The organism is Thiorhodovibrio litoralis (assembly GCF_033954455.1).
GTDB lineage: Bacteria > Pseudomonadota > Gammaproteobacteria > Chromatiales > Chromatiaceae > Thiorhodovibrio > Thiorhodovibrio litoralis.
Genome location: NZ_CP121473.1, coordinates 3767478 through 3790122 on the forward strand (window position 1 = coordinate 3767478; position 22645 = coordinate 3790122).

Genomic DNA, 22645 nt, shown 5'->3' on the forward strand with positions numbered 1-22645 from the left:
CACCCAATGCCAACCGCCGACGCTCAGGCCTGTCCGGCGGACGATGCGTTTCTGCTGCGCTATCAGCGCCAGATCCTGCTGCCCGAGTTTGGTATCGAGGGTCAGCAGCGCCTGGCCCGCGCCCGGGTGCTGGTGCTCGGGCTCGGTGGCCTGGGCTCGCCAGTGGCGCTCTATCTGGCCGCGGCCGGCGTCGGCACCCTGCTGCTAGCCGATCACGATCAGGTCGACGCAAGCAATCTGCAGCGGCAGATCTTGCATACCGAGGATGGGATTGGCAGCCTTAAGACCGACTCCGCCGTCACCCGACTGCGAGCGCTAAACCCAGCCACCCACCTGATACCGCTGCCCGAGCACCTTGATGAGACACGTCTGCGCGCACTCGCCGACGAAGTGGATTTGATCGTCGACGCCAGTGACAACTTCGCCACACGCTTTGCGGCCAATCGTGCCAGTGTCGCAGCCGACGTGCCCTTGGTCTCGGGCGCCGCCATTCGCGCCGAGGGCCAAGTCAGCAGCTTCAGCGGTCGCCTCGGCGGCCCCTGCTACCGCTGTCTTTACTCCGACGGGGACTCCGAAGTCGCTGACGGCTGCGCCGCCAATGGCGTCATCGCCCCAGTGGTCGGCATCATCGGCAGTCTGCAAGCCTGCGAGGCGATGAAAATCCTCAGCGGTTTCGGTACGCCGCTGTTCGGCCGCTTGCTGCTGCTTGATGCCCGCTCCATGCACTGGCGCGAGATCAAACTCAATGCCGATCCCCGCTGCCCCGTCTGCGCCACCCCGCCCCCGTCTGCCGGAGACCCACGCGCATGAAGTCTTTCACTGTCTCCCCGCGCGAGATCAAACAAGCCAATGTGCCGCACGAGATTTTCTTAACCAACCTGATTGGCAACCATATCCTGATGGCCATCGCCGCCGGCGGCATCGCCGGCAGTTTTCCCTGGGTCATGGCCATGATCCCAGCCATTTCCTTCGCGCTGCTCGGCTATACCCTGTGGCGCGCGCGCCTGTCACACCGGCGCGACCCTTGGTATGTCATGTGCCACTGGCAGATCTGTGCGCGACGCAGTCGGCTGTTCATCATCATGCTGAGTCTGCTGCTGCTGGTTTGCACGCTCGGCTGGGCCGCGCATGTCTATGGCGGCATGATGAAAGAGGCCGTGATCGCCTTGATTGTCGGTACCGGAATTTTGCCGGTGATGGTCACTGTGCTGGTGCTGATCATCGTCGAGTCCGACGCCCTCTATCACGCCAATCAGGCCAAACTGCCCGCCTGGGTGGTGGAGCGCTTCCCGCCACCGCAGGAATACCTCGCTGACAGCCAGAGTCAGGCTCACGCCGCGAAGTGAATCCCTGTGGTTGCGGGCCAAGGCCGCGGCACCCGCAGTCAGCCCGGAAAACCCATTCACGGGCTCTCCTGCCCCCGACCCGACCGTTCCAAGCTCATGGCGTATTGGCCATGATGACCATGCGCACCAGCTCGGCGAGCGAGTCGGCGTGCATTTTGTCCATCACCCGGGAGCGATGCACCTCGACCGTCTTGGCGCTGACGCTAAGCGCAGTGGCGATTTCCCGGTTCGACTGCCCGTCCGTCACCAGATCCATCACCTCACGCTCGCGCGGGGTGAGCTCCTTCATCCGCGCCAGAATATTTGCCTGCTCCGCGCGTAGCAACCGCGCGCGGTCATCGTTCTCGAGCGCCTTGCGAATGCTGCCAAGCAGCGCCTCGTCATCAAAGGGCTTTTCGATAAAGTCCAGCGCGCCGGCTTTCATTGCCCGCACCGCCATGGCCACATCGCCATGCCCCGTGATAACGATCACCGGCAGGCAGATGGAACGGCGACCCAGATAGCTTTGCAGCTCAAGCCCGCTCATGCCCGGCATGCGCACATCCAGCAACAGACAACCGCTCCAGTCTGGTTTACAGGCCTTCAAGAAGGCATCCGCCGAGTCGAACGTCTGCACCTGCATGCCGACGGACTCGATCAGCCACTGCAGCGACTCCCGCATCGCCTGATCGTCATCAACGACATACACCCAATGATCATCACTCATAAACTGGAGCTCCCTCGCATCTGCCGGTCTTGACCACCAAGCTGTCGAACCATGCGATCATGCTCGCGGCTCGCACCGCATTTAGACCGTCACCGAAAGAAATTGGATTATGACCTGCTGGAAACATATCATGGTACAAAGATGAGGATCGGCTCGGCGGTTGCGGGGCGACTTGCCAACTGCCACCTTATCGCCAGCGCGCCCATGTTCGGCCCGGAGGCCAATTCCTTCGTCGGCCCGGCGGTTCGGTTATCAGGAACAGACAAACCATGCACATTTTCGATGCAGAGCCTTCGGTCGTGCGCGACCTGAAGGACGAAAGTACGCCCATCATGGAAAAATCCTTCGAGCATTTTTCAATTTTCGCGCTGCGCCACCCGACGCTGGGCAAACTCGTGATTGTCGAGGACAAGCACGGCGGCGGCGCTGTGGTCGAGACCGAGCACTAAGTCACGCGCCGCCAGCGCGTGCTTGATGACCTACCCCATGGATCGCACTACCCAAATCACCGATGAGCAATGGCTTGCGGAGCAGGCCGAGCAGTCCCTGCACCGGCTGCGGCCGCGACTGGAGCAGCGCTTTCAGTCCGAGGTCGACGCTGGGGAATGGCAGGGCTACCTCGAGCGTCTCGAGCGCCATTTTCCGCGCCTGTTCCGGCATCTGTTCCGGCTCTACGGCGGCTATTACGATTTTTTCTACTACCTCGAGAGCATTCTGTCTTCTGCCACCCAGATGTGGATCGACCGCCCGGCCGAGCTCAAGGCGCTCGATGCCATGCGCCGCGCCGACCCGCACTGGTACCAGTCCAACCGCATGGTCGGCGCCATGTGCTATGTGGATTTGTTTGCCGGCGATCTGGCCGCGCTGCGCGAACGCATTCCCTACCTTACCGAGCTTGGCATCACCTACCTGCATCTGATGCCCGTCTTTCGAGCGCCCGAGGGCGACAACGACGGCGGTTACGCAGTCAGCAGCTACCGGGAGGTCGATCCCGCCCTCGGCACCATGGACGAGATGGCCGAGCTCGCCACCGAGCTGCGCCACCACGGCATCTCGCTGACGCTGGATTTCGTCTTCAACCACACCAGCGACGATCATGAGTGGGCCTTGAACGCACTGAACGGCGACCGCCGCTACCAGGCCTACTATCGCATGTTCCCCGACCGCACCCTGCCGGACCTCTACGAGGCGCACATGCCCGAGGTGTTCGGCGAGGATCATCCGGGCGCCTTCACCTACCGCACCCGCCTGAAAAAATGGATCTGGACGACCTTCCACACCTACCAGTGGGATCTGAACTACGAGAACCCTGAAGTCTTCAACCGCATGCTTGAGGAGATGCTGTTCCTCGCCAACCGCGGGGTGGAGATTCTGCGCCTCGACGCCGTTGCCTTCATCTGGAAGCGGCTCGGCACCAACTCCCAAAACCTGCCTGAGGCGCACTGGATCATTCAGGCCTTTAACGCCCTGGTCAGCATTGCCGCGCCGGCCATGGTGTTTAAGTCCGAGGCCATCGTCCACCCCGACGAGGTGCGCACCTACGTCAGCAAGGACGAGTGCCCGCTGTCCTACAACCCGCAGCTGATGGCGCTGCTGTGGGACGCCCTGGCGACCCGCGACGTGCGCGTGCTGCAGCTTGCCATGGGCCATCGCTTCAGCATTCCGCCGGGCTGCGCCTGGGTCAACTATGTGCGCTGTCATGACGACATCGGCTGGGCCTTCGCCGATGACGACGTGGCCGCCTGCGACTTCAACCCCGGCCCGCATCGGCGCTTCCTGACCGACTTTTACACCGGGCGCTTTGCCGGCAGCTTCGCACGCGGCGCCCCCTTTCAGGAAGACCCGGTCACCGGCGACGCCCGCGTCTCCGGCACCTGCGCCTCCCTTGCTGGCGTCGAGCATGCACTCGCGATCGGCGATGACGAGGAACTCGAACTGGCCATCCGCCGCATCCTGCTGATCCACGGCATCATCATCACCATCGGTGGCATTCCGTTGATCTACCTCGGTGACGAGATCGCCACCCTGAACGACCAGCACTACGACCAGGACCCGGAAAAGGTCGGCGACTCACGCTGGCTGCATCGCGGCGCCTTCGACTGGGAGCGTGCCGAGCAGCGCCGCGATCTCAGCACCGTACCCGGACGCATCCACCAGGGGCTGCTGCGCCTGCTGCAACTGCGCAACCAAAACCAGGCCTTTGCCCGCCCGGATACCGAAATGCTGGACACCGGCAACCGCCATGTCTTTGGCTTTACCCGCAGCAACGAACAATCGGTGGTCTTCGTGCTGGCCAACTTCTCCGAGCACGAGCAATCACTTGAGGCCCGCCGCCTGCGCCAGATGGGGATGCGCAAGACCATGGTCGATCTCTACTCCGGCCGCACCCTGATCGCCACCCAGGAACTCGCCCTGGAGCCCTACCAAATTCTGGTGTTGGCCCGGCATGCCTGATGCCTGATCCCGGCTCTCCAGCATTGCTCGGCGCTCGCGCCTAGCGCAATTTCGCAAATCTTACCGAGGACATCCAATGAGCGACCTGATCGTGATTTCTTTTAAGGAGCCGGCGCTGGCATTCGAAATGCGAGCGGCGTTGGCGAAAATGCAGAAGGAATACCTGATCGACATGGAAGATGTCGTGGTAGTCACCAAGGACGACCACGGCAAGGTCAAGCTGCATCAAGCGGTCAGCCTGACCGCAATGGGAGCGATGGGCGGCGGGTTCTGGGGCATGCTGATCGGCATGCTGTTTCTCAATCCGCTGCTGGGCGCGGCAGTGGGAGCCGGCGCGGGGGCGCTGTCCGGCAAGCTGACAGACATCGGCGTGGATGATAATTTCATGAAGGATCTGGCGACCCACTTCCAGCCCGGTTGCGCGGCTATTTTCGTGCTGGTACGCAAGGCCACGACCGACAAGGTGCTGGAAGGCTTGCAGCCTTTTCACGGCAAAGGCAAGGTGTTACGGACCTCGCTGACCAAGGACGAGGAGACGGAACTGCGTAAGGTGATTGAACGCACCGATTAACGGCGATCAGCGCTTGCAATCGGATGGCGGACGGCGGCTGGTGCTGGCATCATTCGAACAGATCGCCAAAGGCCCTGTGAAAGCGCTTGTAGGCATCCCAGCCGTCCTTTTCCATCACCTGATCGATCACCCAGCGGTTCTCTTCGTGCTGACCCATCAGGCTTTGAATCTCAAAGCCGAGATGCCGCAAGAAGGCGTAGCTCGGGCCTTCGTCGTTGAGCTCAAACTCGGCATACTCGCCCGAGCGGGTGTTGAGCCGCTCGACAAAGGGCTGGCCGTAGTTGCCAGGGCCGAGCAGGTCGGCGCTATTGTCCTGCAAGTGCTCAATGCACTTTTTGGCAAAGCTGGTGATCAGCGCCCGGCGCTCATCATCGCCAAAGCGGCCGAATGACAGCCGGTCGGCGATCTGGATCAGAAACACCAGATACTCCTGAATGACCTGCAGGCGCTGTTCGTCATCGCGATAGACAAAGCGCTCGCAGTGCAGGTTAATCGCCTTGTCGACCGCGATGCGCCAGGCGATAAAGGCAAGCGCCGAGCCGATTTCGGCCAGCGAGCGCTCGTTTTCGTCATTCCACCAGTGACTTTTAATGCGTAATGCCACGCCAGACTCCGTTTGTGCAGCGACCCACGCGTCGCTTGCGCGGGTCGGGATGCTTGGCTGTGATGTCTTTTCTCTGGTATCCCTATATTTGGCTGAGGTGGCGTTGGACAAGGCTTGGGGTTGCAACGCGGCGAGCCCGCACCCCATCGCGATCCCTGTGGTCAGTGCTGCCGTCTTCCCTCCAGCGGTTGTCAGGGCTGCTCGGGCGGGCTAGCCTGAACCAGTATGCTTTGGAACCGGATGCAGGCTCCTCATTGTTCAGCCTCCCGATTGTTTTTGAGTAGCAACCACCCAGAGTCTGCCACCCGGAGTCTGCCACCACGAGTCAGCTACCATGAGCCAGAAGAACCAAGTTTCCGCCGGGCAGCCGTCCGGCTCGTCGCCCCAGTCCCCCGTCATCAAAGGCCTGACGGCTGAGCACGGCCTGCCTCCATTGCAGAGCATCCGCGAGGTCAAACCGGGCAGCTTTATCTTTGCGCGCCCACGCGCGCTGCCGCCGGCCTTTTGCGAGGAGATGATCGCGCGCTTCGAGGCCAACCCCGCGCAGCAATATGAGGGCCGCATCGGACAGATTCAGGAGCGCGATCGCGCGATCAAGCAGACCATGGATCTGGTGGTCAGCAACAAGGAGGACTGGAAGGACGCTGATGAGATGTTCTTTCGCTGCCTGGCGGCGGCGCTGCGCGAGTTTCGCGAGACCTTTCCGTACTTCAAAGGCCCGTTTAAGGACATGGGCTACCAGATCCAGCGCTACCAGCCGGGGGAGTTCTACCACTGGCATATCGACGGCGGCAGTCATGAGTTCAGCCAGCGCCAGCTGGTGGCGCTCTGGTACCTGAACGACGTTCCCGGCCCCGGCGGAGAGACGCAGTTTCTGTATCAGGACATCAGCGTGCGTCCGGAGCAAGGCAAGCTGGTGCTCTTCCCGCCCTTCTGGACGCACGAGCACCGTGCGGCGCGGATCGACTCTGGCGTCAAGTACATCGCCACCACCTGGGTGGTATTCGCGTGAGCGCGGTGGCGGAAGACCGCCCCCGCCTGCTCGCCATCATCGAACTGGGCGGCTATCCAAACTTCATCGCGCTCTATCGGCGCCTGGGGTTCGATGCCGAAATCGTCAACTCCCAGCGCAAGGCCCAGGCGGCGCTCAAACGCCAGTTGCCGAATGTAATTATTGCCGAGTACAACTTCCAGTCGGACTTTCGCGACCGCAGCAGTAACCTCGAAACCCTGATGGCGCGATTGCAGCGCCACCCTCAGGTGAAGGTGATCTGCATCTATCAGGCCGAGCATCAGCCCAAGCTGGAGCAACTCATGCAGCGGTTTCCGATCTTTGCCGCCTTGCCGCTGCCAGTGACCGAGGCCCAGCTTGAGCAGAGCCTGCAGAACGTTTTGGCCCAAGCGCCAGTCGTTTAACGCTGACGCCAGATCAAGGTGCGATTGTTGACCGGCATCGGGCAGTCTTCCTCCAGATCAAACCCAGCCGCGGAAGCGAAACGCTCGAGATCGCGAATATCCCGCACCCCGCTGGCCGGGTCGCGACTCCGCAGCTGCTGATCAAAAAAGGCATTGCTCGGGCTGTTATGACGCCCATCGCGGGAAAATGGCCCATAGAGCGCGAAACAGGCACCGGACTGCAACAAGCGACCGACGCCAAGAAACATCGCTTCAACGGCCTGCAACGACATAATGTGCGCCGTATTCGCACTGAAAGCGGCATCAAAAGGACCAGCCGGCCAGTCCGGCTCCCTGACAACATCCAGCTCCAGCGGAGGCGGCAGATTCGCCAGGGCAGCGTCGGCGATCCATTGGCGGATGCCGGGCAGATTCTCAGCACGATCCGAGCACTGCCAGTGCAAATGCGGCATCTGCTCGGCAAAAAAGACCGCATGCTGACCGGTGCCGCCGCCGATCTCGAGCACCCGACTCGCCGCCGCGAATCTCGGCTTGAGAACGGCCAGAATCGGCGCCTTATTCTCCTCGCTTGCTGCCGCGAAAGGCTTGTGGTCGCGCATCCTTCCCTCCTATCGACTCGCCATCGCCGGCTTTCTGATCGTGACTGTCTCTGCTCGCATAAGGTTTGGCCCAACAGCGCCGAAGACAAGCGAACCCAGCGGCGAGAAAAAAGCCCAACATGCCCTGCAGTTCCCCGTGACACCGCGCAAAAGCAGACAGCCCTGACGCACGACTTACCAGACCAAGGCGCTGGACCAGGAATTTCGAGAAGATTTCGCGCCGAGTGGGGTGAAAACCGAACATTGGCGCCCGTGTGACGGAGCCTGCCGGAGAAAAAATCGCTGCCGCAGGACCTCTTGGCCATAGGGGGCCGCCGCCTGCGCTGTGAGCAAGCGGTAGACTCCTGGCGATATTGAGCTCAGAGCAAGCGTAATCGAAACGGTCGTTGCAGGCGCTGCTCCACCTCTTGGGGATCGAGCCAAGGGCCGGTGAGGGTATTGCGGATGAAGCCGATGGTGGCCTGCACCCCAAGCTCCACGAATAGCGCCGCGAGCGCCTTGGAGAAGCGTGCCAGGGTGTTGATCAGATGCGCCAGACGCATCAGCAAATGATAGCCCTTCATCGCGTTCCACTGCTTGGCGAAGGCATGTTCGTAGCCGTAGCCCTGGTGCTTTTCGACCAAAAACGCCCCTTCGATGCCCCAGCGGTAGCGCGCCCCGAGGTTGCAGCGGGTATGCACATTGAGCCGGCTGAGGGGGCGCGAGGAGAGCCAGACATGGCAGGCGTGCTTGGTGATGATCTCCGCAGTCTTGGGGTCCACCACCTGCCAGTGTTCGTGGCAACTCACCACATGGACCTCAAGGAACTTCTTGCCATTGGGTCCATACTCGTAGCGAATCGCGTTGACCCACTGAAATTGCTGCTGGCGCTCGCCCCATGTCTGTTCGCAGCGATGCTCCGGGTGCTCGTGGGCCAAGCTGCGATACTCTTCCCAGACAGTTGGCAGCGAGCCATCCTTAAGCACGATCATAAAATCCCAGTGGTAGGAACGACAGCGTTCCATGATCGGGCCGTTGGCATAGAGCCCATCGAGCAGCAGCATCACCGGCAGACGGGGAAAGGCGTTTTTGATGCGCTCGGCCAGACGGTGAAAGGCCTTGGTCTCGCAGTCCTGCTTGCGCTGCTCGCCCTGCTCTGGGGCAAACTCAAGGAACTCGCTCATCAACGGAATCACCATCCCGTTACGGAAGCACAGGCTCGCCTCCAGCACATAGACGTAGTACTGATAGTCCTGCTCCTCGTCGCTGTCGGGGTCCACCTTGGGACCGACACGGCGTTGGGATAAATGCTCATCCCACAGCGTGGGAAAAGCGAGTTTCTGCGAGCCATCGATCCCGATGGGGTAACAATTATTGATCAGGTAGCGCGAGAAGGTCTTGTTGCGGATCAGGCGCTGGATGAGCTCAAGATGCGCGTGGGCGATGGCGTTGACATCGATGCGCGCGAGCAGGCGAAACAGCGTATCGGCGTGAGGAAGGGCGTCGAGTTGCGGGAAGAGCAACCGCAGGTTGGCCTCGAACATCGGCCGGGTAAGCTCCCCATTGCTCGCGCGTCGTGAGCCATACTGAAACACAAACACCAGGATCCCATAGAGCATCAGGACGGTGAGTTTGTGTTTGACCTTCTTGGGGTGACGTGGATCGGGGATCTTGCCGAAGCGTTTGAGCAGGATCGGCAGCATCTGGCGCATGATCAAGATCAGTGTCGTCACCGCCTCGGTGCGCGCCGCGCGTTCCTCGGTGTTGTCGCGGAAAGGGCAGGTGCGATTGGACGGGGTAGCGCTCGGCGGCGGACTCAGTCCCGCTTCACGCTGCTGTTGGCGCAAGCGCTTGTGTTGGTCTTTTTTTTTCTCGCGTGCGCTTTGATTTCCTCGCGTCCCGGACGCCGGCTGGGTTTGCTCATGGCGCGCTTTGACCTCGCAGTTGATGGGAGCACAACAGGGTTCGAAACTCCGCCTGCAAGGGCTTGGCAAACATCAGCTTGGGGCGGGTGTGGTAGGTTTTCCCCGGCCGCACCAGGCCTCTGCCGCTGGTGCGTCCCAGCAGCGTCCAGCCGGCGGCGCGGTAACAGCTGCCGCGAAATCGCTCGGGGTCGACGAAGGTCTCCAGCAGCAGCGGGCGGTAGCCCCAACAGGCGTGCCAGTCCTCACCGATCTGCCGAGCCAGTTGCCCAAGCACATGACTGGCAAGATGGGGCACCTCAACGCCTGGGAAAATGAGAAAACGGCTGTTGTTGACCACCCAGGGCAGATTCGCCAGGCGCTGGCGTTCGTTCCAGCCAATCCACTGGTCGCGCGCCCTCAGGGCTTTGGCGGCACCGCTCAGAAGCACGCAGCCCAGCCAATGCTCGCTGGATTCGATCAAGTAGCGTGCCCAATAGCCGAAGGGTTTTTTATAGCCCAGAGGATGACACTGCGCGAGGGCGTCATTGAAGCGGTGCTCATCGGCTCGGTCACTGACCAGGCGCAGGTGCACCGGTGCAAGCGCCGACAGGGAACTCACCACGGATCGGCGCTGCCGGGGAGCGCGAGCGACCGGTGCGGCCCGCGCGTGCGGGCCGGGATGACTGAAGCGTTCATCCAGAGCCGGGCGGCGCAACTGCCCGGCCGCTTCCAGACGCGCGAGCAGCTTGGAGCAGGTCTGAAACTTTGGCCGGCCCGCGGGCGTGAGCCAATCGAGGTGTTCGCACAGGGTGGCAGTGAGCTCCGTGCGCGATAATCCGGGGAAACGTTCGGCGAAGGTGCGAATGTAGGCCAGATCCTCGGGCGTGATGTCCCGACCTCCTTGCCGCCAAGTTGTTCGAGCTTCATCGTGCATGCGCTGACAATCTCTTCGCGGGAGTGACTCAGGATCGATTCTGGCATCACGCGCGGGCTTTGTCTAGCCGCTTTTGCGAAAACATTTTTTCCGCCCGCCCCTCAGGCCTTGCCACCTGTGGGGGCGAGTGGTTATGCGTCAGGGCTGAAAAGCAGATCACCCGATTGCGAGATCGGCCCGCATCCCGTATGCTAGCGGGCTCTGAGCTTGGTCAAGAGCCGCAGCGCTCCCCGCCAGACCCAGCCCAAACAACCCCCGGAGAGGTGTCCGAGTGGCTTAAGGAGCACGCCTGGAAAGTGTGTATGGGTTAACAGCCCATCGAGGGTTCGAATCCCTCTCTCTCCGCCATTTATAGATTTCAAGTAACTGTTTTTAAACGGCTAATTTTTGAAAATCAAGAGTTAAGCTACACTCTTAGCTACATTTTTGACGGCGACAGTGAAGCACCCCATAGCGGACACTGAAGCTTTATTGGTTAGATTGACTTCCAGCCCCTGCGAGAATCCTCGCCGGGGCTTTTTTGTTCCCCTTGAACGCGCCAAGCATCACTTGAAAAACCGCACCTCGCAAGTTGCCGGCTATATCTTGTTTTCCCGCGAATGGTCACATCTGATTCTGTTTCCTATGGCTCCTTGTCCTTGGTGCTCTTTGGTCTTGGCGGCAAGGGATAAGGCACGCGGTACTCGACATCGCCTTCGATGATGCGGAATCTCTGGGGGACAGCGACCATGCGGAAGGCATTTCTCGGGCCACGCGTGGCCGGCCCTTCCGGTCTGGGAAGAACGGAATACCCAGTTGCCTCAGATGTTCGCATTGCTTGTCGGTGCGAACGTAGCCTGTGAGGTCGGCAATGTCCTCGTCACTCGGGAAGAAGGGTTCATCGATCATGGCTGCTTCCTCAGACGACGCGGGCAGGGCTTGATGATGATCTGCCGGCCAATCGAACTTTGTGGTCTAGGCTCAGCACCTAGATTGTCAGCTGGCTGAGCGGACTCGGCGTCAAATGATGTATCGCTGGCGGCGATGAACTCACCACGCAGCTCTCCCCGGTATATGTCCAGTCGCGCGGCAGTCGATGGCGATCTTGGCCTGGTTGCGATCAACAGCGACGCAGCTAATTTGCACCCGGTGGTCGTCGCTGGTTGCTGGTCGAAATTGGGGTTGCTCAGCCTTCTGGTAATCCGCCTTGAGCTCGGCCGTAAGTGCTTCGAGGACTTCTCGAGCGAGGAACAAAGGATGGCTCCTCTTTGGCAAATAATCACACGGGACGGGACATCTAAGGTGTAATCCATGTTGCCGGCATCAGCATGCTTTGGCTGGCATCCAAGCGCTCGATTCGCGCATCGGTGCGCAGCGCGGACCAGCTGACTCTACCCTCCATCAATCCCTCTCGAACGGCGGGAAAGCGCCTTCCGCAGATGCTGAGCAGATTCAGATCGCAGACGATAGTCGACTAAGCATGGTATTGCCGACTATTATGTGGTCAGGAGGGGTGCTCGATGATTTACGAAAACTACCAACGCAATCATGTGATCCTGCCCGGACGCGAGCATGCATTGGCGTCGTTTCTGCAGCAAGATTACAAGGGGATGCAGCACAATGAGCCTGAGCAGACTATTTGCGGGAATCGGCCGCGATTCTGAGCAAATTCAGTGAGGGAAAACAAAAAACCCCCTCAAACAACTTGACGCAAGTTGCCCGAGAGGGCTGTCTCCGAATTTCGCCAAAAACCAGGAGACAGTCCCAGTGTGTCACGCCTTTCTTGCCGACACGAACTTTTACCACCTGCTCACCCGGATCGACGAGTCGATTGCCGAGGAAGTCCGCGCGGGCGGCTGTGACTGCGGTGGTGCGTTGCACAGCGCCCGTTATCCGCGTAAGCCCCGAGGTGTTGTGCGTGGCGTCTTGGATGAGAGCTACCAGAGCCGTCTGAGTTTCTGCTGTGCCGCGGACGGGTGCCGGCGGCGCAGCACCCCGCCTTCCGTTCGGTTTCTGGGCCGCAAGGTCTATCTCGGGGTCATCGTCGTGCTGATTTCCGCCCTGCATTGCGGGCTGAGCGCATCGCGTCGCCAGCGCTTGATCAAGACGCTCGGTGTCACCGTCCAAACCCTGCGGCGGTGGCAGCACTGGTGGCGTGAGCAGTTTGTGCAAACCCGCTGCTTTCGATCCTTGGCTGGTCTGTTGATGCCGCCGATCGCCACCGAGCACCTGCCAGGATCCCTGCTGGAAAAATTGAGCGCAAAAGCGTTGTCCGAGCGCGTCGTGCAACTGCTGATATTGATCGCCCCGAGCACGACAGCGACAGGCTCGCTGTAGGGCAACGCCAACCCGCAGAAGACCTCATCGCGCCGCTGGGCGGCGCCTTCTAGACTCCCGGTGATGTGTGAAACAACTGGGAGGTGAAGACGAATGTCCGATGACAACGGCCTCGGTGATCCCGATGGTTGGGCGCGGTTGCGCTTTGCCATTATTGGTCCTTTATTGGCTGATCCTGCGCCGGCGAACGCGCTGGGCGCGCGGCTGAAGGCGCTAGCGGCCAAGTCATGGCGTCATCCGGTGACTGGGCGGGCGGTCAGTTTTAGCTTTGGGACCTTGGAGCGCTGGTATTACCTCGCACGCGATGCCCAAGACCCGGTGACCGCACTGCGCCCGCGCCGGCGCAGCGATGCCGGGGAGCAGCGCGCGCTGAGCCCGCGCCTGATGGAGGCCGTACAGGCGCAATACCGCGACTACCCCGGTTGGACGGTGCAGCTGCATTACGACAACCTCGCCGCCTTGTGCGCGGGCGATGAAACCCTGGGGCCGCTGCCCTCCTATGCCACCGTGCGCCGCTTCATGAAGCGCGCGGGCCTGCACCGCCGGCGTGTCCCGGCGCGCAAGACACCCGGGGCCGAGCAGGCCGCGCGGCGCCTGGAGGCCTGCGAGGTGCGCAGCTATGAAGCCCAGTATGTCCATGCCTTGTGGCATCTGGACTTTCATCATGGCTCGCGCAACGTCCTCACCCGGGGTGGCGTCTGGGTCAAGCCCCTGCTGCTGGCGGTCATCGACGATCACTCGCGCCTGATCTGCCATCTGCAGTGGTACCTCGATGAGACCACCGAGACCTTGGTGCATGGTCTGGGACAGGCGTTGCACAAGCGCGGGCTGCCGCGCGCCCTGATGAGCGATAACGGCGCGGCAATGCAGGCCGAGGAATTCACCGCCGGATTGCATGCGCTGGGCATCCTCCACGAGCCGACCCTGCCGTACAGCCCGTATCAGAACGCCAAGCAGGAGCGCTTCTGGGCCACGCTGGAAGGCCGCCTGATGGCGATGCTTAAGGGGCTGGAGGAGCTGAGCCTGCAGCGGCTCAACACCCTCACTCAGGCGTGGGTGGAGCAGGAGTACCACCGCAAGGTCCACAGTGAGACCGCCGCCACGCCGCTTGCGCGTCTTCTCGATGCGCCCAACGTGGGGCGCCCCTGTCCGGACAGCGAGCAGGTCCGCGCCGCTTTTCGTTGTCGCGTCCAACGCCGTCAGCGCCGCAGCGATGGGACGCTCAGCCTGGCGGGCAAGCGCTTCGAGGTGCCGGCGCGCTTGCGTCACCTTGAGCAACTGCATATCGCTTATGCCCGCTGGGATCTGAGTGCTGTGGACGTGGTTGATCCCCACTCGGGCGCCATCCTCTGCCGCCTCTATCCCCTCGATAAAGCCGCCAATGCCTCCGGGCAGCGTCGGCGCCTTGAGCCCGCCGGCGCACCGCCACCGCCATCACAACGCGCCACGACGCTGCCACCGTTGCTGCGCGACTTGCTCGCCGAGTATGCCGCCACCGGTCTGCCGCCGGCCTATCTGCCAAAACACGATGACCTGGAATCCAGTCGATGAACAAGACCCTGCTGGCCCTCTATGGACTGAAGTTCAATCCGTTCTCCCCGGAGCTGCCGACGGCGGCACTGCATCGCAGCGCGCCGGTGGAGCAGTTTTGCTGGCGCATCGAGCAGAGCCTGATCCGCGAAGGCGGTTTTGCGCTCATTCAAGGTGATCCGGGTACCGGCAAGAGTGCGGTACTGCGCCTGCTCGATGAGCGTCTGCGCCAGCTGCCCGATATCAGCGTTGGGGCGCTCACGCATCCCAGCTCGAAGGTGGCGGACTTCTACCGCGAGATGGGCGATCTGTTCGCCGTTGACCTCAAGCCCCATAACCGCTGGGGTGGCTTCAAGATCCTGCGCGAGCGCTGGCTGGCGCATCTGGAGACGACGCTGTTGCGCCCGGTGTTGCTCATCGACGAGGCGCAGGAGATGCATCCGACGGTGCTCAATGAGCTGCGTCTGCTGACCTCCATGCAGTTCGATTCGCGCACGTTGTTGAGCGTGATCCTGGCCGGCGATGGCCGCCTGGCGACCAAGCTGCGCCGTGAGGAGTTGCTGCCGCTGGGCAGTCGTATCCGTACGCGCCTGAGTATGGAGTATGCCAGTCGCGAGGCGCTGGTCGCCTGCCTGGAGCATTTACAACACAGTGCCGGCAATGCGAGTCTGATGAGCGCAGGGCTGATGAAGACGCTCGCTGAGCATGCGTTGGGCAATTATCGCGTGCTCACGACCATGGCGGCAGAATTGCTGGCGCAGGCTGCTCGGCTCGAACGCGCGCAGCTCGATGAACAACTCTACCTTGAGGTGTTTGGTTCAGCGGCGGGCAACGCCCGCCAACGCCCGAGTGCCAGGGCGGGCGCCTGATGAGCCGCTTGAGCGCTGAGCGCCCGCACCAGGCCATGACAGCGGCAAGACACACCGCCGTGATGCTTGAGGCATGGCACGACGCTGGCATCGTGCGTGCCGATTTGGCGGTGCGCACCGCCAAGGCGACGATGCTGTGGTTCCATGATCGCTCTTTGGATCAGCTTCCGTTGGGGCTGGCCAGAGCGCGCAATGTCCAACAGGCCGATATTTATATCCGTCCAGCCCGCGGCTATCCCTGGCCAATGGTGTTTCTCGATGATGTCGCACGGCCGATGGCGCAGCGCATCGCTCGGCACTATGCGGCCCTGGTGGTGCAGACTTCGACGCTCGGGGGCTGCCACCTGTGGCTACGGCTGACCCGCGCGCTCGATGAGGCGCAGCGCTGTGATGTGCAGCGTTGGCTGATCCCGCGCGTTGGCGCCGATCCGGGCTCGGTCTCCGGTGAGCACCTCGGTCGGCTCGCCGGGATGAAGAATGCCAAGCGTGGCGGGGAGTGGGTCAATGTCCTTCGGCGACCAAGCCCGCAGGAGCGCGTCTGGGATCCAACTCCGGCCTTGCCAACGATGGCTCCGGCTCCGCCGCCAGTCGTCAACTGCGCTCCACGGGCGCGCTTATCCACCGGGGATCCGTCCGAATCCGCCCGCGAATGGGGCTGGGTCTGCGGCGCTCTTGAGGCGGGCCTTGCACCGACCACGGTCTACCAGCGCTTGCTCGAGCGCGCGTCCCCGCGTCGCGGAGCCGATGCCGAGCGCTATGCCCGCTACACCCTCGCTCGCGCCATTCGCCAGAGCGCTAGAGGCAACTGAACCCGCTGCGTCTCTCCCCCCTCAGGGGGGAAGCGTGGTTCACGATTCCGGCTTCCCGCTGTCGGCCAGTAACGGCCCCCGTGATCCCACACGCATTCCATGTCCTTCAAATGGCTTGGAAATGGGTCCCGCAATTATCGTGATTACGCTCAGCACAAGCTGAGGAATGCTGTTAGCTCGAACAGTGAGGACGCGCTTACATGGTCTTGCTTTGATGTGCTGGGGCATCTCGACAACCTCGACAAGGCATCTGCTCTGGACGAAATCTTGCAGGATTCCTTCGAGGGGAATAGTCCCTTGTGCTTCAGGGAACGCAACCTCGGCGGCAACCAGATCCAAGTTTGCGTCGGTAAGTCATACACAGGTCCTTCGACTAACGAGTCTACCGAGGTAGATGCCAGCCTTGAGGCACCCGGTATTCTGCTTTTCTTTGAAGCGAAACTCTATTCATCGGTCAGCGCAGCGTCGCCTCCGAAAAAAACCGCACGACCAGATTGCCAGAAAATTGCGCGTGGGCCTGGATTTAGCCGGCGGCAGCAAACGGGAGTTCTATTTTGTTTTTCTGGACATCGCGCCTCTCGACATGATGTTTGAGAGACGAGAAAAGGCCGAGGCCGTCACGGCAACCGCTGGAGGCTACAAAGATAAGTGGCGCAGTGCGTGGCTGTTCAAATACTACAAGCAGGGCCGCAACAATAGCATGCGTCCTCTCGAAGAGGTACTTGAAGGGATCAACCATCCACCTGTCGCGTTAGTCGCAAACCGGATGGGCTGGCTCACTTGGGCCGACTTGTTCAAATGCACGCTACGGGCAGCGCTCAATGCACTGCACTGAGGCTATCAATGGTTGCTTAATCCTCCCGCAGTTTTGGGATGCCTACAACCCAGCCGGGTACTCGTAGCCCCCTACCAACGGCCGTTGCGAACGTCTCTGTTGTGCTGGGCATCATCATCCCCTACCCCTAGTACCTCATTTCAGCTTAACTTGCGGATATAAGTGCTTCAACTTCACACGCGCTTTGTCGTTGGTGAATTGCCAGTCGACGCCGATTTGGGCCTCGTTGCGTTGTTCTGCCCAGGCGGCGGTTTCGCGGCGAAGCGTTTCGATATCGCCGATGCGGCGGTCTAGGCACTGCTTGGTCATGACACTGAGTTCGATTTCGGCAATGTCCAACCAGCTGCCGTGCTTTGGTGTGTAGTGGATTTCCAAGCGCTCGATCAACCGCCGCGCTTCCTCAGGTGGGAAGGCTTTGTACAGAGAGGCGGGCGTATGCGTATTGAGGTTGTCCCAGACGATAACGACTTTCTCGGCGTCGGGATAGTCCACGTCCAGCAATGTCTTGATTTCTTGGGCTAAATCGATCGCGGTTTTGGTTTCGCGCACACTGACTTTGCGCCATTGCCCCAAGGGTTCTGTGATCATGAAGTTCACCGCCGTACCGGCGCGCTCATATTCATAATCGTAGCGTTCGGGTTGGCCCGGTTGCATCGGCAGGGGCTGGCGTGTCTCGGCAATCAACTGGGTCGGTTGTTCATCAATGCAGACAACTGGCTTCTTGGGGTCGTAGGGGCGGCGGTAGACCTCCAGGACATCTTCCATTTGCGCCACAAAGGCGGCGTCTTCCCCGGGGGGGAATCACCCAGCACTTGCGCCGATGCGGTTGGAGTGCGTTTTTTTTAGTGCGCGCATCACCGTGGGTGCCGAGATGCTCTCAACGACATCCAGTTCCACCAACTTCCCCGCGAGTAAATTCAACGTCCAGCGCGCGTATCCGGGAGGCGGCTCGCTACAGGCAATTTGCACCAACCGCGCCTGCTTTTCCCCATCGAGCAGGGGCTCGCAGCTCGGGCGCTCACGTTGCTTGCGTGAAAGCGCCGCTTCAAATCCTTGTTCGACGAACCGCTCGCGAATGCTGAAGACAGTGCGCGGCGCGCAACCGAACGCCTCAGCGGCTTGTGCATCGCTCCAATTCGCACCTTCGGCATCGACCTTGAGCAATACATTCGCATGTTTGATCTTCTGCGCCGCCGCTTGCCCTTTGCTCACCAGGTCTTCCAACAAACCACGCTCTTCATCGCTGAGACGGACTACATATTTCTTTGCCATAGCGGTATCTCCTTCTGCAATGCTCTAAGAGATACCACTAGCGGCTTGTTTTCGCAACATAAGCCGAAATAAGGTACTAGTTCTGCGACTCTTCCCAAGCCAAGAAATCACAGACGACGTTCCGGGAGCGACCGGCAACACCTTTGGGCCAGTCGTCGCGCGAGGCGATATAGGCATCTGCGCGACTCGCGAACTTGGTGCGAGCGACGTGTCGAATGGCTTCGACTTCGACTTCGAACCACAAATTTCTTCTCCCATCCGACTCGTCGCGCGCCAAAGAAAATCCGTATTCAGCGAACACTCAGAACCCCTTCGAGAGCTAGGGTTATCGTTCACGAAACGACAGCTAATCTGGGTTTATGAGGGGCATTTGTAGGGAGACCCCCTAAAAATATCGGGAAAGCCTGGCAGCCAATATTCGCAATGTAGCCAGACGTCCATCCCCCCTCCCCTGATTTGATGTGTCCTAAAATGGGTTTCCGGTGTGCGGGATTTGACTTAGAATCGGTATCTCCTGCTTGCAAGCTGCTCGCTGTACCCGCCGACTGGGGGAGACTTGTTGTCTTTGCTGCTCAATCGACGATGCCTGTAGCGGAGCCCAATGGCCAGAGCCGCCAAGAAGAAAACCGACACCAACGTCACCAACCTTGGCTTCGAGGCTCAATTGTGGCTCGTGGCTGCGAAAAAAACAGGAGTCACTTTGGTATCCCCACGATTAGTTGCCAAAATTGCAGCGGAAGAGCCAACTATTCGCCTAGCTGTTCTCATTGATGCCGACAATGCACAAGCAGCCGTAATTGATGGACTGCTTGCCGAGATTGCACGGTTTGGAGAAGCAACCGTAAAACGCATATACGGTGACTTCACTTCGCCTACAAGCTCCTCTTGGAAGAAGGTGCTTCAACAATATGCCATCAAACCAGTTCAGCAATTTGCATATACGACTGGCAAAAATGCAACCGACAGCACACTTATCATCGATGCAATGGACTTGCTCTATACACGAAAGTTCGATGGGTTTTGCCTGATTACAAGCGACAGTGATTTCACTGGTCTTGCGATGCGCATACGAGAAGAGGGACTCACTGTACTTGCAGGGCTATCGCATCAACGCTTAATAATATACTTTTAGACACAGGTAGAGGTTTCCAAGATAATCAGCTGAAAATACTTGCCTGACTCGGAGACCTGCCATGCCATCTGCTACTGCCCTTGATCACGCACTCACGCGGCACTTTGCCCCACTTGTCGATCCGCGCAACCCCACGCAGCGGCGGCACATTCTTCTGGAGATGATCGTGATCGCCATCGCCGCTATTCTTGGCGGGGCCGAGGGCTTCGCGGCGATCGCACAGTTTGGGCGCAGCAAGGAGGCGTGGCTGCGGCAGTTTCTGGACTTGCCCAATGGGATTCCGTCCCACGATACCTTCGGGCGGGTGTTTTCGCTGATCGAGCCGGCGGCCTTTCAAGCCTGCTTCCGCTCGTGGGCCGAATCGATTCGCGAACTGATCCCGGCGGAGGTGGTGGCCATTGATGGCAAGACCCTGCGTCACTCCTTTGATCGGGCACGCGGACTGGGGGCATTGCATATGGTCAGCGCATGGGCCACGGCGAACCGGATGGTGCTGGGACAGGTTGCCACCGAAGCGAAGTCCAACGAGATCACCGCGATTCCGAAGTTGCTGGAACTGCTCTGCCTGCGCGGATGCATCGTCACGATCGATGCCATGGGCTGCCAGAAAGCCATTGCCGCGCAAATTATCGACCAAGGCGGCGACTACTTGCTGGCCCTCAAAGGCAACCAAGGTCACCTGGTCGAAGAGGTCAATGAAGCGTTCATTGAAGCCGATGCGCGCGGCTATGCCGGACTGGTCTCTGAGGGCGTTGAAACGCGCGACAGCGGACATGGCCGCGTCGAAACCCGTCGCTACCGCACGCTTGAAGACCTCAGCGCGGTGCCACACAGCGAAGGCTGGAAGGGGATGAACATGATCGGCATGGTGCAGAGTGAGCGCACCTGCAACGGCAAGATCACGCAAGAGACACGCTACTACATCGGGAGCTGTGGCATCAACGCCGACACCTTTGCCACAGCCGCGCGCGGCCATTGGGGGATCGAAAATGCGGTTCACTGGTGTCTGGACATCGGCTTTCGTGAAGATGAGTCGCGCCTGCGCGAGCCGGTTGCACGGGAGAACTTCGCGGTCTTGAGACATCTTGCCCTGACTCGGCTGAAAAAGGACTCCACGCATAAACTGGGGATTCACAACAAGCGATTGACGGCTGGGTGGAATGAGAAATACCTGGGAAAACTGCTTTTTGAGCCGCCCGATCCGCCACGGCGGAAGACGATGTCAGGCGACTCGAATATTAGTGGACCTTGATGCGATTGCCCTGACTGTACTTGGCTTCGGCGAAAAGAAAACACCGGATGCGTTTCGCAACGCCTGCCATAAATTTGTGTTTACTGAAGTTCTTCTTCCAAGCGCCGCAATCGAACCTGCCGTGTTGGCGAAGACAGCAGAAAATGATCGACAGTCGACTTCACCCCAACCCACTTTGCAAGTTGAAGAAACAAAAAACAAATTCCCTAAGAAATTCGTACTCGCCGCACTTGAACAATCCAGTGACGACGCCGGATGGGCACATTTAGGGACTTTCGGTAGCTACCTCACTAAGTTGCAACCCGATTTTGACTCCAGGCTTTACGGTTATAAGAAGCTCTCCGAGCTTGTTAAAGCCAAGACAGACATCTTTGTAACCGAAGAACGACAGGCCCAAGGATCAAAACAAAAAGTTCTGTATCTTCGTGCAAAATGATTTCTAACGGCAAATTCAGCGGACGCGCCACTTGAAGAGAGGGGGTTTCATCAATCGCGTCCCCGGTCAAACGCGGTCAATTAAGTTGTAGATCGATACAGAGCATCTTCCCGACTGAAAGCGGAGAGATGATACGAAGACACAAAGAGCGGCTACGCAGGGACATTTTGAGCCATACCATTACTTATAAGTCGATAAGGTCTGCACGATCAGAGGGTGACAAAGGCGCAATTCAGGCCGTCCCACTAATGTGCGCCACGCTGAAATAAGCACTTACGCCGCATTGTAACCGTAGCTGCCGGACTTATGGGTAATAGTATTAATAAGACCAAGCCTAAATGGCATTAAAACGACCGCCTCATTGTCGTCCAGTTGGTGCCTGGTAAGCTGCTTGACGGCATCGTCCTTTGTGACGGTATAGTTCACTGGTTTCCCCGTAACCGATCTTTTCTCAGTGTAATTTTATAAGGAGGCATACCATGCCTTTGATCGCACTCATTTTTGCCTTGGTGATATCGAACTCGGCAGTAGCTGCCGGCCAAACACCATCAGAATTCGTCGGCCTCTGGGTACCTCTGAACGCATCGTGCCAATCGGACCTCGCATTTCTTGTCGGGCCAGACAACGTTACACTGCGCAATGGTCAGAAAAAACGCGCCTTTGGTGATCTTGACTTTTGCTACTCATGCGAAGGTGGCGTGCGTTACAACGGGATTGTCGTTTGGATGAAGCCGGAGTTCAGCAGCGGCTCTGAGTATTTTTTGGCGGCCTTCAATGCCGGAGAACAACGCGGGGTCACGAAATTGGATATCCAAGACAAGGCGATTCAGCGCGCTTTTCCGCTTGACGACGTCGCTCTGAAGAAATGTCCGTGATGGCTCGCACCCTTGTCCTCGAAGGTTGTCCCGCTGCCCTCCATGGAATGACTTTATGACCGCCGCCCCATACGATTACCCATAAGTCGATGATGTCTTCAAGATCAAAGGTTTACGAGGGCGCGTTTCAGGCCGTGTCGCTAAGATGCGCTAAGCTGGAACAAGCACTTACGCCGCATTGCAACCTTAGCTGCCGGACTTATGGGTAATGGTATGCCGCCGACCCCATCAAAGCCCCCAAGAAACTGATCGAAGTCGCTCTGCCGCTCGATGCCATCAACGCTGCCGCTGCGCGTGAGAAGTCGATTCGGCGTGGGTACCCGAGCACATTGCATCTGTGGTGGGCGCTGCGGCCGTTGGCAGCGCGGCGCGGGCGGTAATCTTCGCGCAAATGGTGAATGATCCTTTCTGGCAGTGGGAGCTTGAGCATCCGGGTGACGTTACGCCGGGACATCGGTAGGGCAGTTGGGCGGCAAGTCGCGAGCGGTTGTTCCGACTGCTCCTAGAACTGTTCCTTTAGGAGAACACGACTAATAAGGAGGCGTTAACAAATCCCCTCGCCGGACTCCGCAAGTCCTAGCGCTAGACCTGCGAGTTGGACCGCGTTCACCCGCAAGTCGCCGAGTTATTCTAACAAAGGGGCCTCGTTTGAGTTCTTTGGGCGTTTGGCGTCAAAAAAAGAAAGCGACCCTGGCCCCACAAAATCCATCGGCATACCTTTTGTTCCGCGTTCCTCAATGGCGACCGCTTAGCTTATCTGAAATGGAATCCGACATTGCTGGCAGGCTTTTTGGTCAAGCACTGCC

The 22645-nt window shown here is 59.7% G+C and carries 23 protein-coding genes, 1 tRNA gene and 2 pseudogenes; 19 read left to right on the forward strand and 7 right to left on the reverse strand.

Annotation, left to right across the window (positions count from 1 at the left end):
* Positions 1-6: 6 nt before the first annotated feature.
* Together Thiosp_RS17035 and Thiosp_RS17040 are read left to right on the forward strand one after the other, a co-directional pair.
* Complete coding sequence (locus Thiosp_RS17035) at positions 7-810, forward strand: HesA/MoeB/ThiF family protein (RefSeq protein ID WP_201064544.1); 804 nt, start codon at positions 7-9, stop codon at positions 808-810.
* Entirely contained in the window at positions 807-1346 is a 540-nt protein-coding gene (locus Thiosp_RS17040; RefSeq protein ID WP_201064540.1) for a hypothetical protein, read from the forward strand. Before Thiosp_RS17035 ends, Thiosp_RS17040 begins: the two co-directional genes overlap by 4 nt.
* 94 nt (positions 1347-1440) lie before the next feature.
* Here the strand turns inward: Thiosp_RS17040 and fixJ are convergent, their stop codons facing one another.
* Complete coding sequence (gene fixJ / locus Thiosp_RS17045; RefSeq protein ID WP_201064536.1) at positions 1441-2052, reverse strand: response regulator FixJ; 612 nt, start codon at positions 2050-2052, stop codon at positions 1441-1443.
* Positions 2053-2321: 269 nt separating this feature from the next.
* Between fixJ and Thiosp_RS17050 the strand changes: the two genes are divergently transcribed.
* The 3 genes from Thiosp_RS17050 to Thiosp_RS17060 all read left to right on the forward strand — a co-directional run bounded on the left by Thiosp_RS17050 (position 2322) and on the right by Thiosp_RS17060 (position 5077).
* A complete protein-coding gene (locus Thiosp_RS17050) occupies positions 2322-2501 on the forward strand; it encodes a hypothetical protein (protein WP_201064533.1) in 180 nt (59 codons plus the stop codon).
* Positions 2502-2538: 37 nt separating this feature from the next.
* Positions 2539-4506 carry an amylosucrase gene (locus Thiosp_RS17055; RefSeq protein ID WP_201064530.1) on the forward strand — a complete coding sequence of 656 codons (1968 nt, stop codon included), beginning with the start codon at positions 2539-2541 and terminating at the stop codon, positions 4504-4506.
* A 76-nt stretch (positions 4507-4582) separates the two neighbouring features.
* Positions 4583-5077 carry a DUF1269 domain-containing protein gene (locus tag Thiosp_RS17060; protein ID WP_201064527.1) on the forward strand — a complete coding sequence of 165 codons (495 nt, stop codon included), beginning with the start codon at positions 4583-4585 and terminating at the stop codon, positions 5075-5077.
* Between the two features lie 49 nt (positions 5078-5126).
* Here Thiosp_RS17060 and Thiosp_RS17065 read toward each other — a convergent pair whose 3' ends face one another.
* Entirely contained in the window at positions 5127-5681 is a 555-nt protein-coding gene (locus Thiosp_RS17065) for a hypothetical protein (protein WP_201064524.1), read from the reverse strand.
* A gap of 334 nt (positions 5682-6015) precedes the next feature.
* On the opposite strand from Thiosp_RS17065, the gene Thiosp_RS17070 reads away from it, so the two are divergent.
* Together Thiosp_RS17070 and Thiosp_RS17075 are read left to right on the forward strand one after the other, a co-directional pair.
* The gene (locus Thiosp_RS17070) at positions 6016-6693 is read left to right on the forward strand and encodes a 2OG-Fe(II) oxygenase family protein (protein WP_201064521.1); all 678 of its coding nucleotides are present in this window, start codon (positions 6016-6018) and stop codon (positions 6691-6693) included.
* On the forward strand, positions 6690-7097 hold the full coding sequence (locus Thiosp_RS17075; protein WP_323696565.1) for a DNA-binding transcriptional response regulator: 408 nt from the start codon (positions 6690-6692) through the stop codon (positions 7095-7097). The genes Thiosp_RS17070 and Thiosp_RS17075 overlap by 4 nt, the downstream gene beginning before the upstream one ends.
* On the opposite strand, the gene Thiosp_RS17080 is transcribed toward Thiosp_RS17075, so the two are convergent.
* From Thiosp_RS17080 to Thiosp_RS17090, 3 genes are all read right to left on the reverse strand, one after another.
* Positions 7094-7696 carry a DUF938 domain-containing protein gene (locus Thiosp_RS17080; protein ID WP_201064519.1) on the reverse strand — a complete coding sequence of 201 codons (603 nt, stop codon included), beginning with the start codon at positions 7694-7696 and terminating at the stop codon, positions 7094-7096. The two genes, Thiosp_RS17075 and Thiosp_RS17080, sit on opposite strands and share 4 nt — an antisense overlap.
* A gap of 359 nt (positions 7697-8055) precedes the next feature.
* Positions 8056-9522 (reverse strand): transposase family protein, encoded by a 1467-nt coding sequence (locus Thiosp_RS17085; RefSeq protein ID WP_323696566.1) that lies wholly within the window; start codon positions 9520-9522, stop codon positions 8056-8058.
* Positions 9523-9595: 73 nt separating this feature from the next.
* Complete coding sequence (locus Thiosp_RS17090; protein ID WP_323696567.1) at positions 9596-10513, reverse strand: Druantia anti-phage system protein DruA; 918 nt, start codon at positions 10511-10513, stop codon at positions 9596-9598.
* 257 nt (positions 10514-10770) lie between these two features.
* Here Thiosp_RS17090 and Thiosp_RS17095 point away from each other — a divergent pair.
* Positions 10771-10861 (forward strand) — tRNA-Ser (locus tag Thiosp_RS17095).
* 255 nt (positions 10862-11116) lie between these two features.
* Here Thiosp_RS17095 and Thiosp_RS24785 read toward each other — a convergent pair.
* The gene (locus Thiosp_RS24785) at positions 11117-11401 is read right to left on the reverse strand and encodes a DUF4224 domain-containing protein (protein WP_407702732.1); all 285 of its coding nucleotides are present in this window, start codon (positions 11399-11401) and stop codon (positions 11117-11119) included.
* Between the two features lie 611 nt (positions 11402-12012).
* Here Thiosp_RS24785 and Thiosp_RS17100 point away from each other — a divergent pair.
* From Thiosp_RS17100 to Thiosp_RS17125, 6 genes are all read left to right on the forward strand, one after another.
* Positions 12013-12156 carry a hypothetical protein gene (locus Thiosp_RS17100; RefSeq protein ID WP_323696568.1) on the forward strand — a complete coding sequence of 48 codons (144 nt, stop codon included), beginning with the start codon at positions 12013-12015 and terminating at the stop codon, positions 12154-12156.
* A gap of 103 nt (positions 12157-12259) precedes the next feature.
* On the forward strand, positions 12260-12829 hold the full coding sequence (locus tag Thiosp_RS17105; protein WP_323696484.1) for a hypothetical protein: 570 nt from the start codon (positions 12260-12262) through the stop codon (positions 12827-12829).
* Between the two features lie 93 nt (positions 12830-12922).
* Positions 12923-14380, forward strand: coding sequence for a DDE-type integrase/transposase/recombinase (locus Thiosp_RS17110; RefSeq protein ID WP_323696457.1), 1458 nt, complete (start codon positions 12923-12925; stop codon positions 14378-14380).
* On the forward strand, positions 14377-15228 hold the full coding sequence (locus Thiosp_RS17115; RefSeq protein WP_323696456.1) for an ExeA family protein: 852 nt from the start codon (positions 14377-14379) through the stop codon (positions 15226-15228). The genes Thiosp_RS17110 and Thiosp_RS17115 overlap by 4 nt, the downstream gene beginning before the upstream one ends.
* Complete coding sequence (locus Thiosp_RS17120) at positions 15228-16037, forward strand: DNA-primase RepB domain-containing protein (RefSeq protein ID WP_323696455.1); 810 nt, start codon at positions 15228-15230, stop codon at positions 16035-16037. Before Thiosp_RS17115 ends, Thiosp_RS17120 begins: the two co-directional genes overlap by 1 nt.
* Before the next feature lie 511 nt (positions 16038-16548).
* The gene (locus tag Thiosp_RS17125) at positions 16549-16872 is read left to right on the forward strand and encodes a hypothetical protein (RefSeq protein WP_323696570.1); all 324 of its coding nucleotides are present in this window, start codon (positions 16549-16551) and stop codon (positions 16870-16872) included.
* A 135-nt stretch (positions 16873-17007) separates the two neighbouring features.
* Here Thiosp_RS17125 and Thiosp_RS17130 read toward each other — a convergent pair.
* Positions 17008-18144: pseudogene (locus Thiosp_RS17130) on the reverse strand (IS630 family transposase).
* A 727-nt stretch (positions 18145-18871) separates the two neighbouring features.
* On the opposite strand from Thiosp_RS17130, the pseudogene Thiosp_RS17135 reads away from it, so the two are divergent.
* The 5 genes and pseudogenes from Thiosp_RS17135 to Thiosp_RS17155 form a co-directional block, all read left to right on the forward strand.
* Positions 18872-19234 (forward strand): annotated as a pseudogene (locus Thiosp_RS17135) (NYN domain-containing protein); the annotation flags it as partial.
* A 103-nt stretch (positions 19235-19337) separates the two neighbouring features.
* Entirely contained in the window at positions 19338-20528 is a 1191-nt protein-coding gene (locus Thiosp_RS17140; protein ID WP_323696571.1) for an ISAs1 family transposase, read from the forward strand.
* Complete coding sequence (locus Thiosp_RS17145) at positions 20518-20964, forward strand: OST-HTH/LOTUS domain-containing protein (RefSeq protein WP_323696572.1); 447 nt, start codon at positions 20518-20520, stop codon at positions 20962-20964. Before Thiosp_RS17140 ends, Thiosp_RS17145 begins: the two co-directional genes overlap by 11 nt.
* Positions 20965-21443: 479 nt before the next feature.
* Positions 21444-21839, forward strand: coding sequence for a hypothetical protein (locus tag Thiosp_RS17150; protein ID WP_201067084.1), 396 nt, complete (start codon positions 21444-21446; stop codon positions 21837-21839).
* Positions 21840-22144: 305 nt separating this feature from the next.
* The gene (locus tag Thiosp_RS17155) at positions 22145-22219 is read left to right on the forward strand and encodes a DUF1156 domain-containing protein (RefSeq protein ID WP_323697128.1); all 75 of its coding nucleotides are present in this window, start codon (positions 22145-22147) and stop codon (positions 22217-22219) included.
* Positions 22220-22645: the final 426 nt, after the last annotated feature.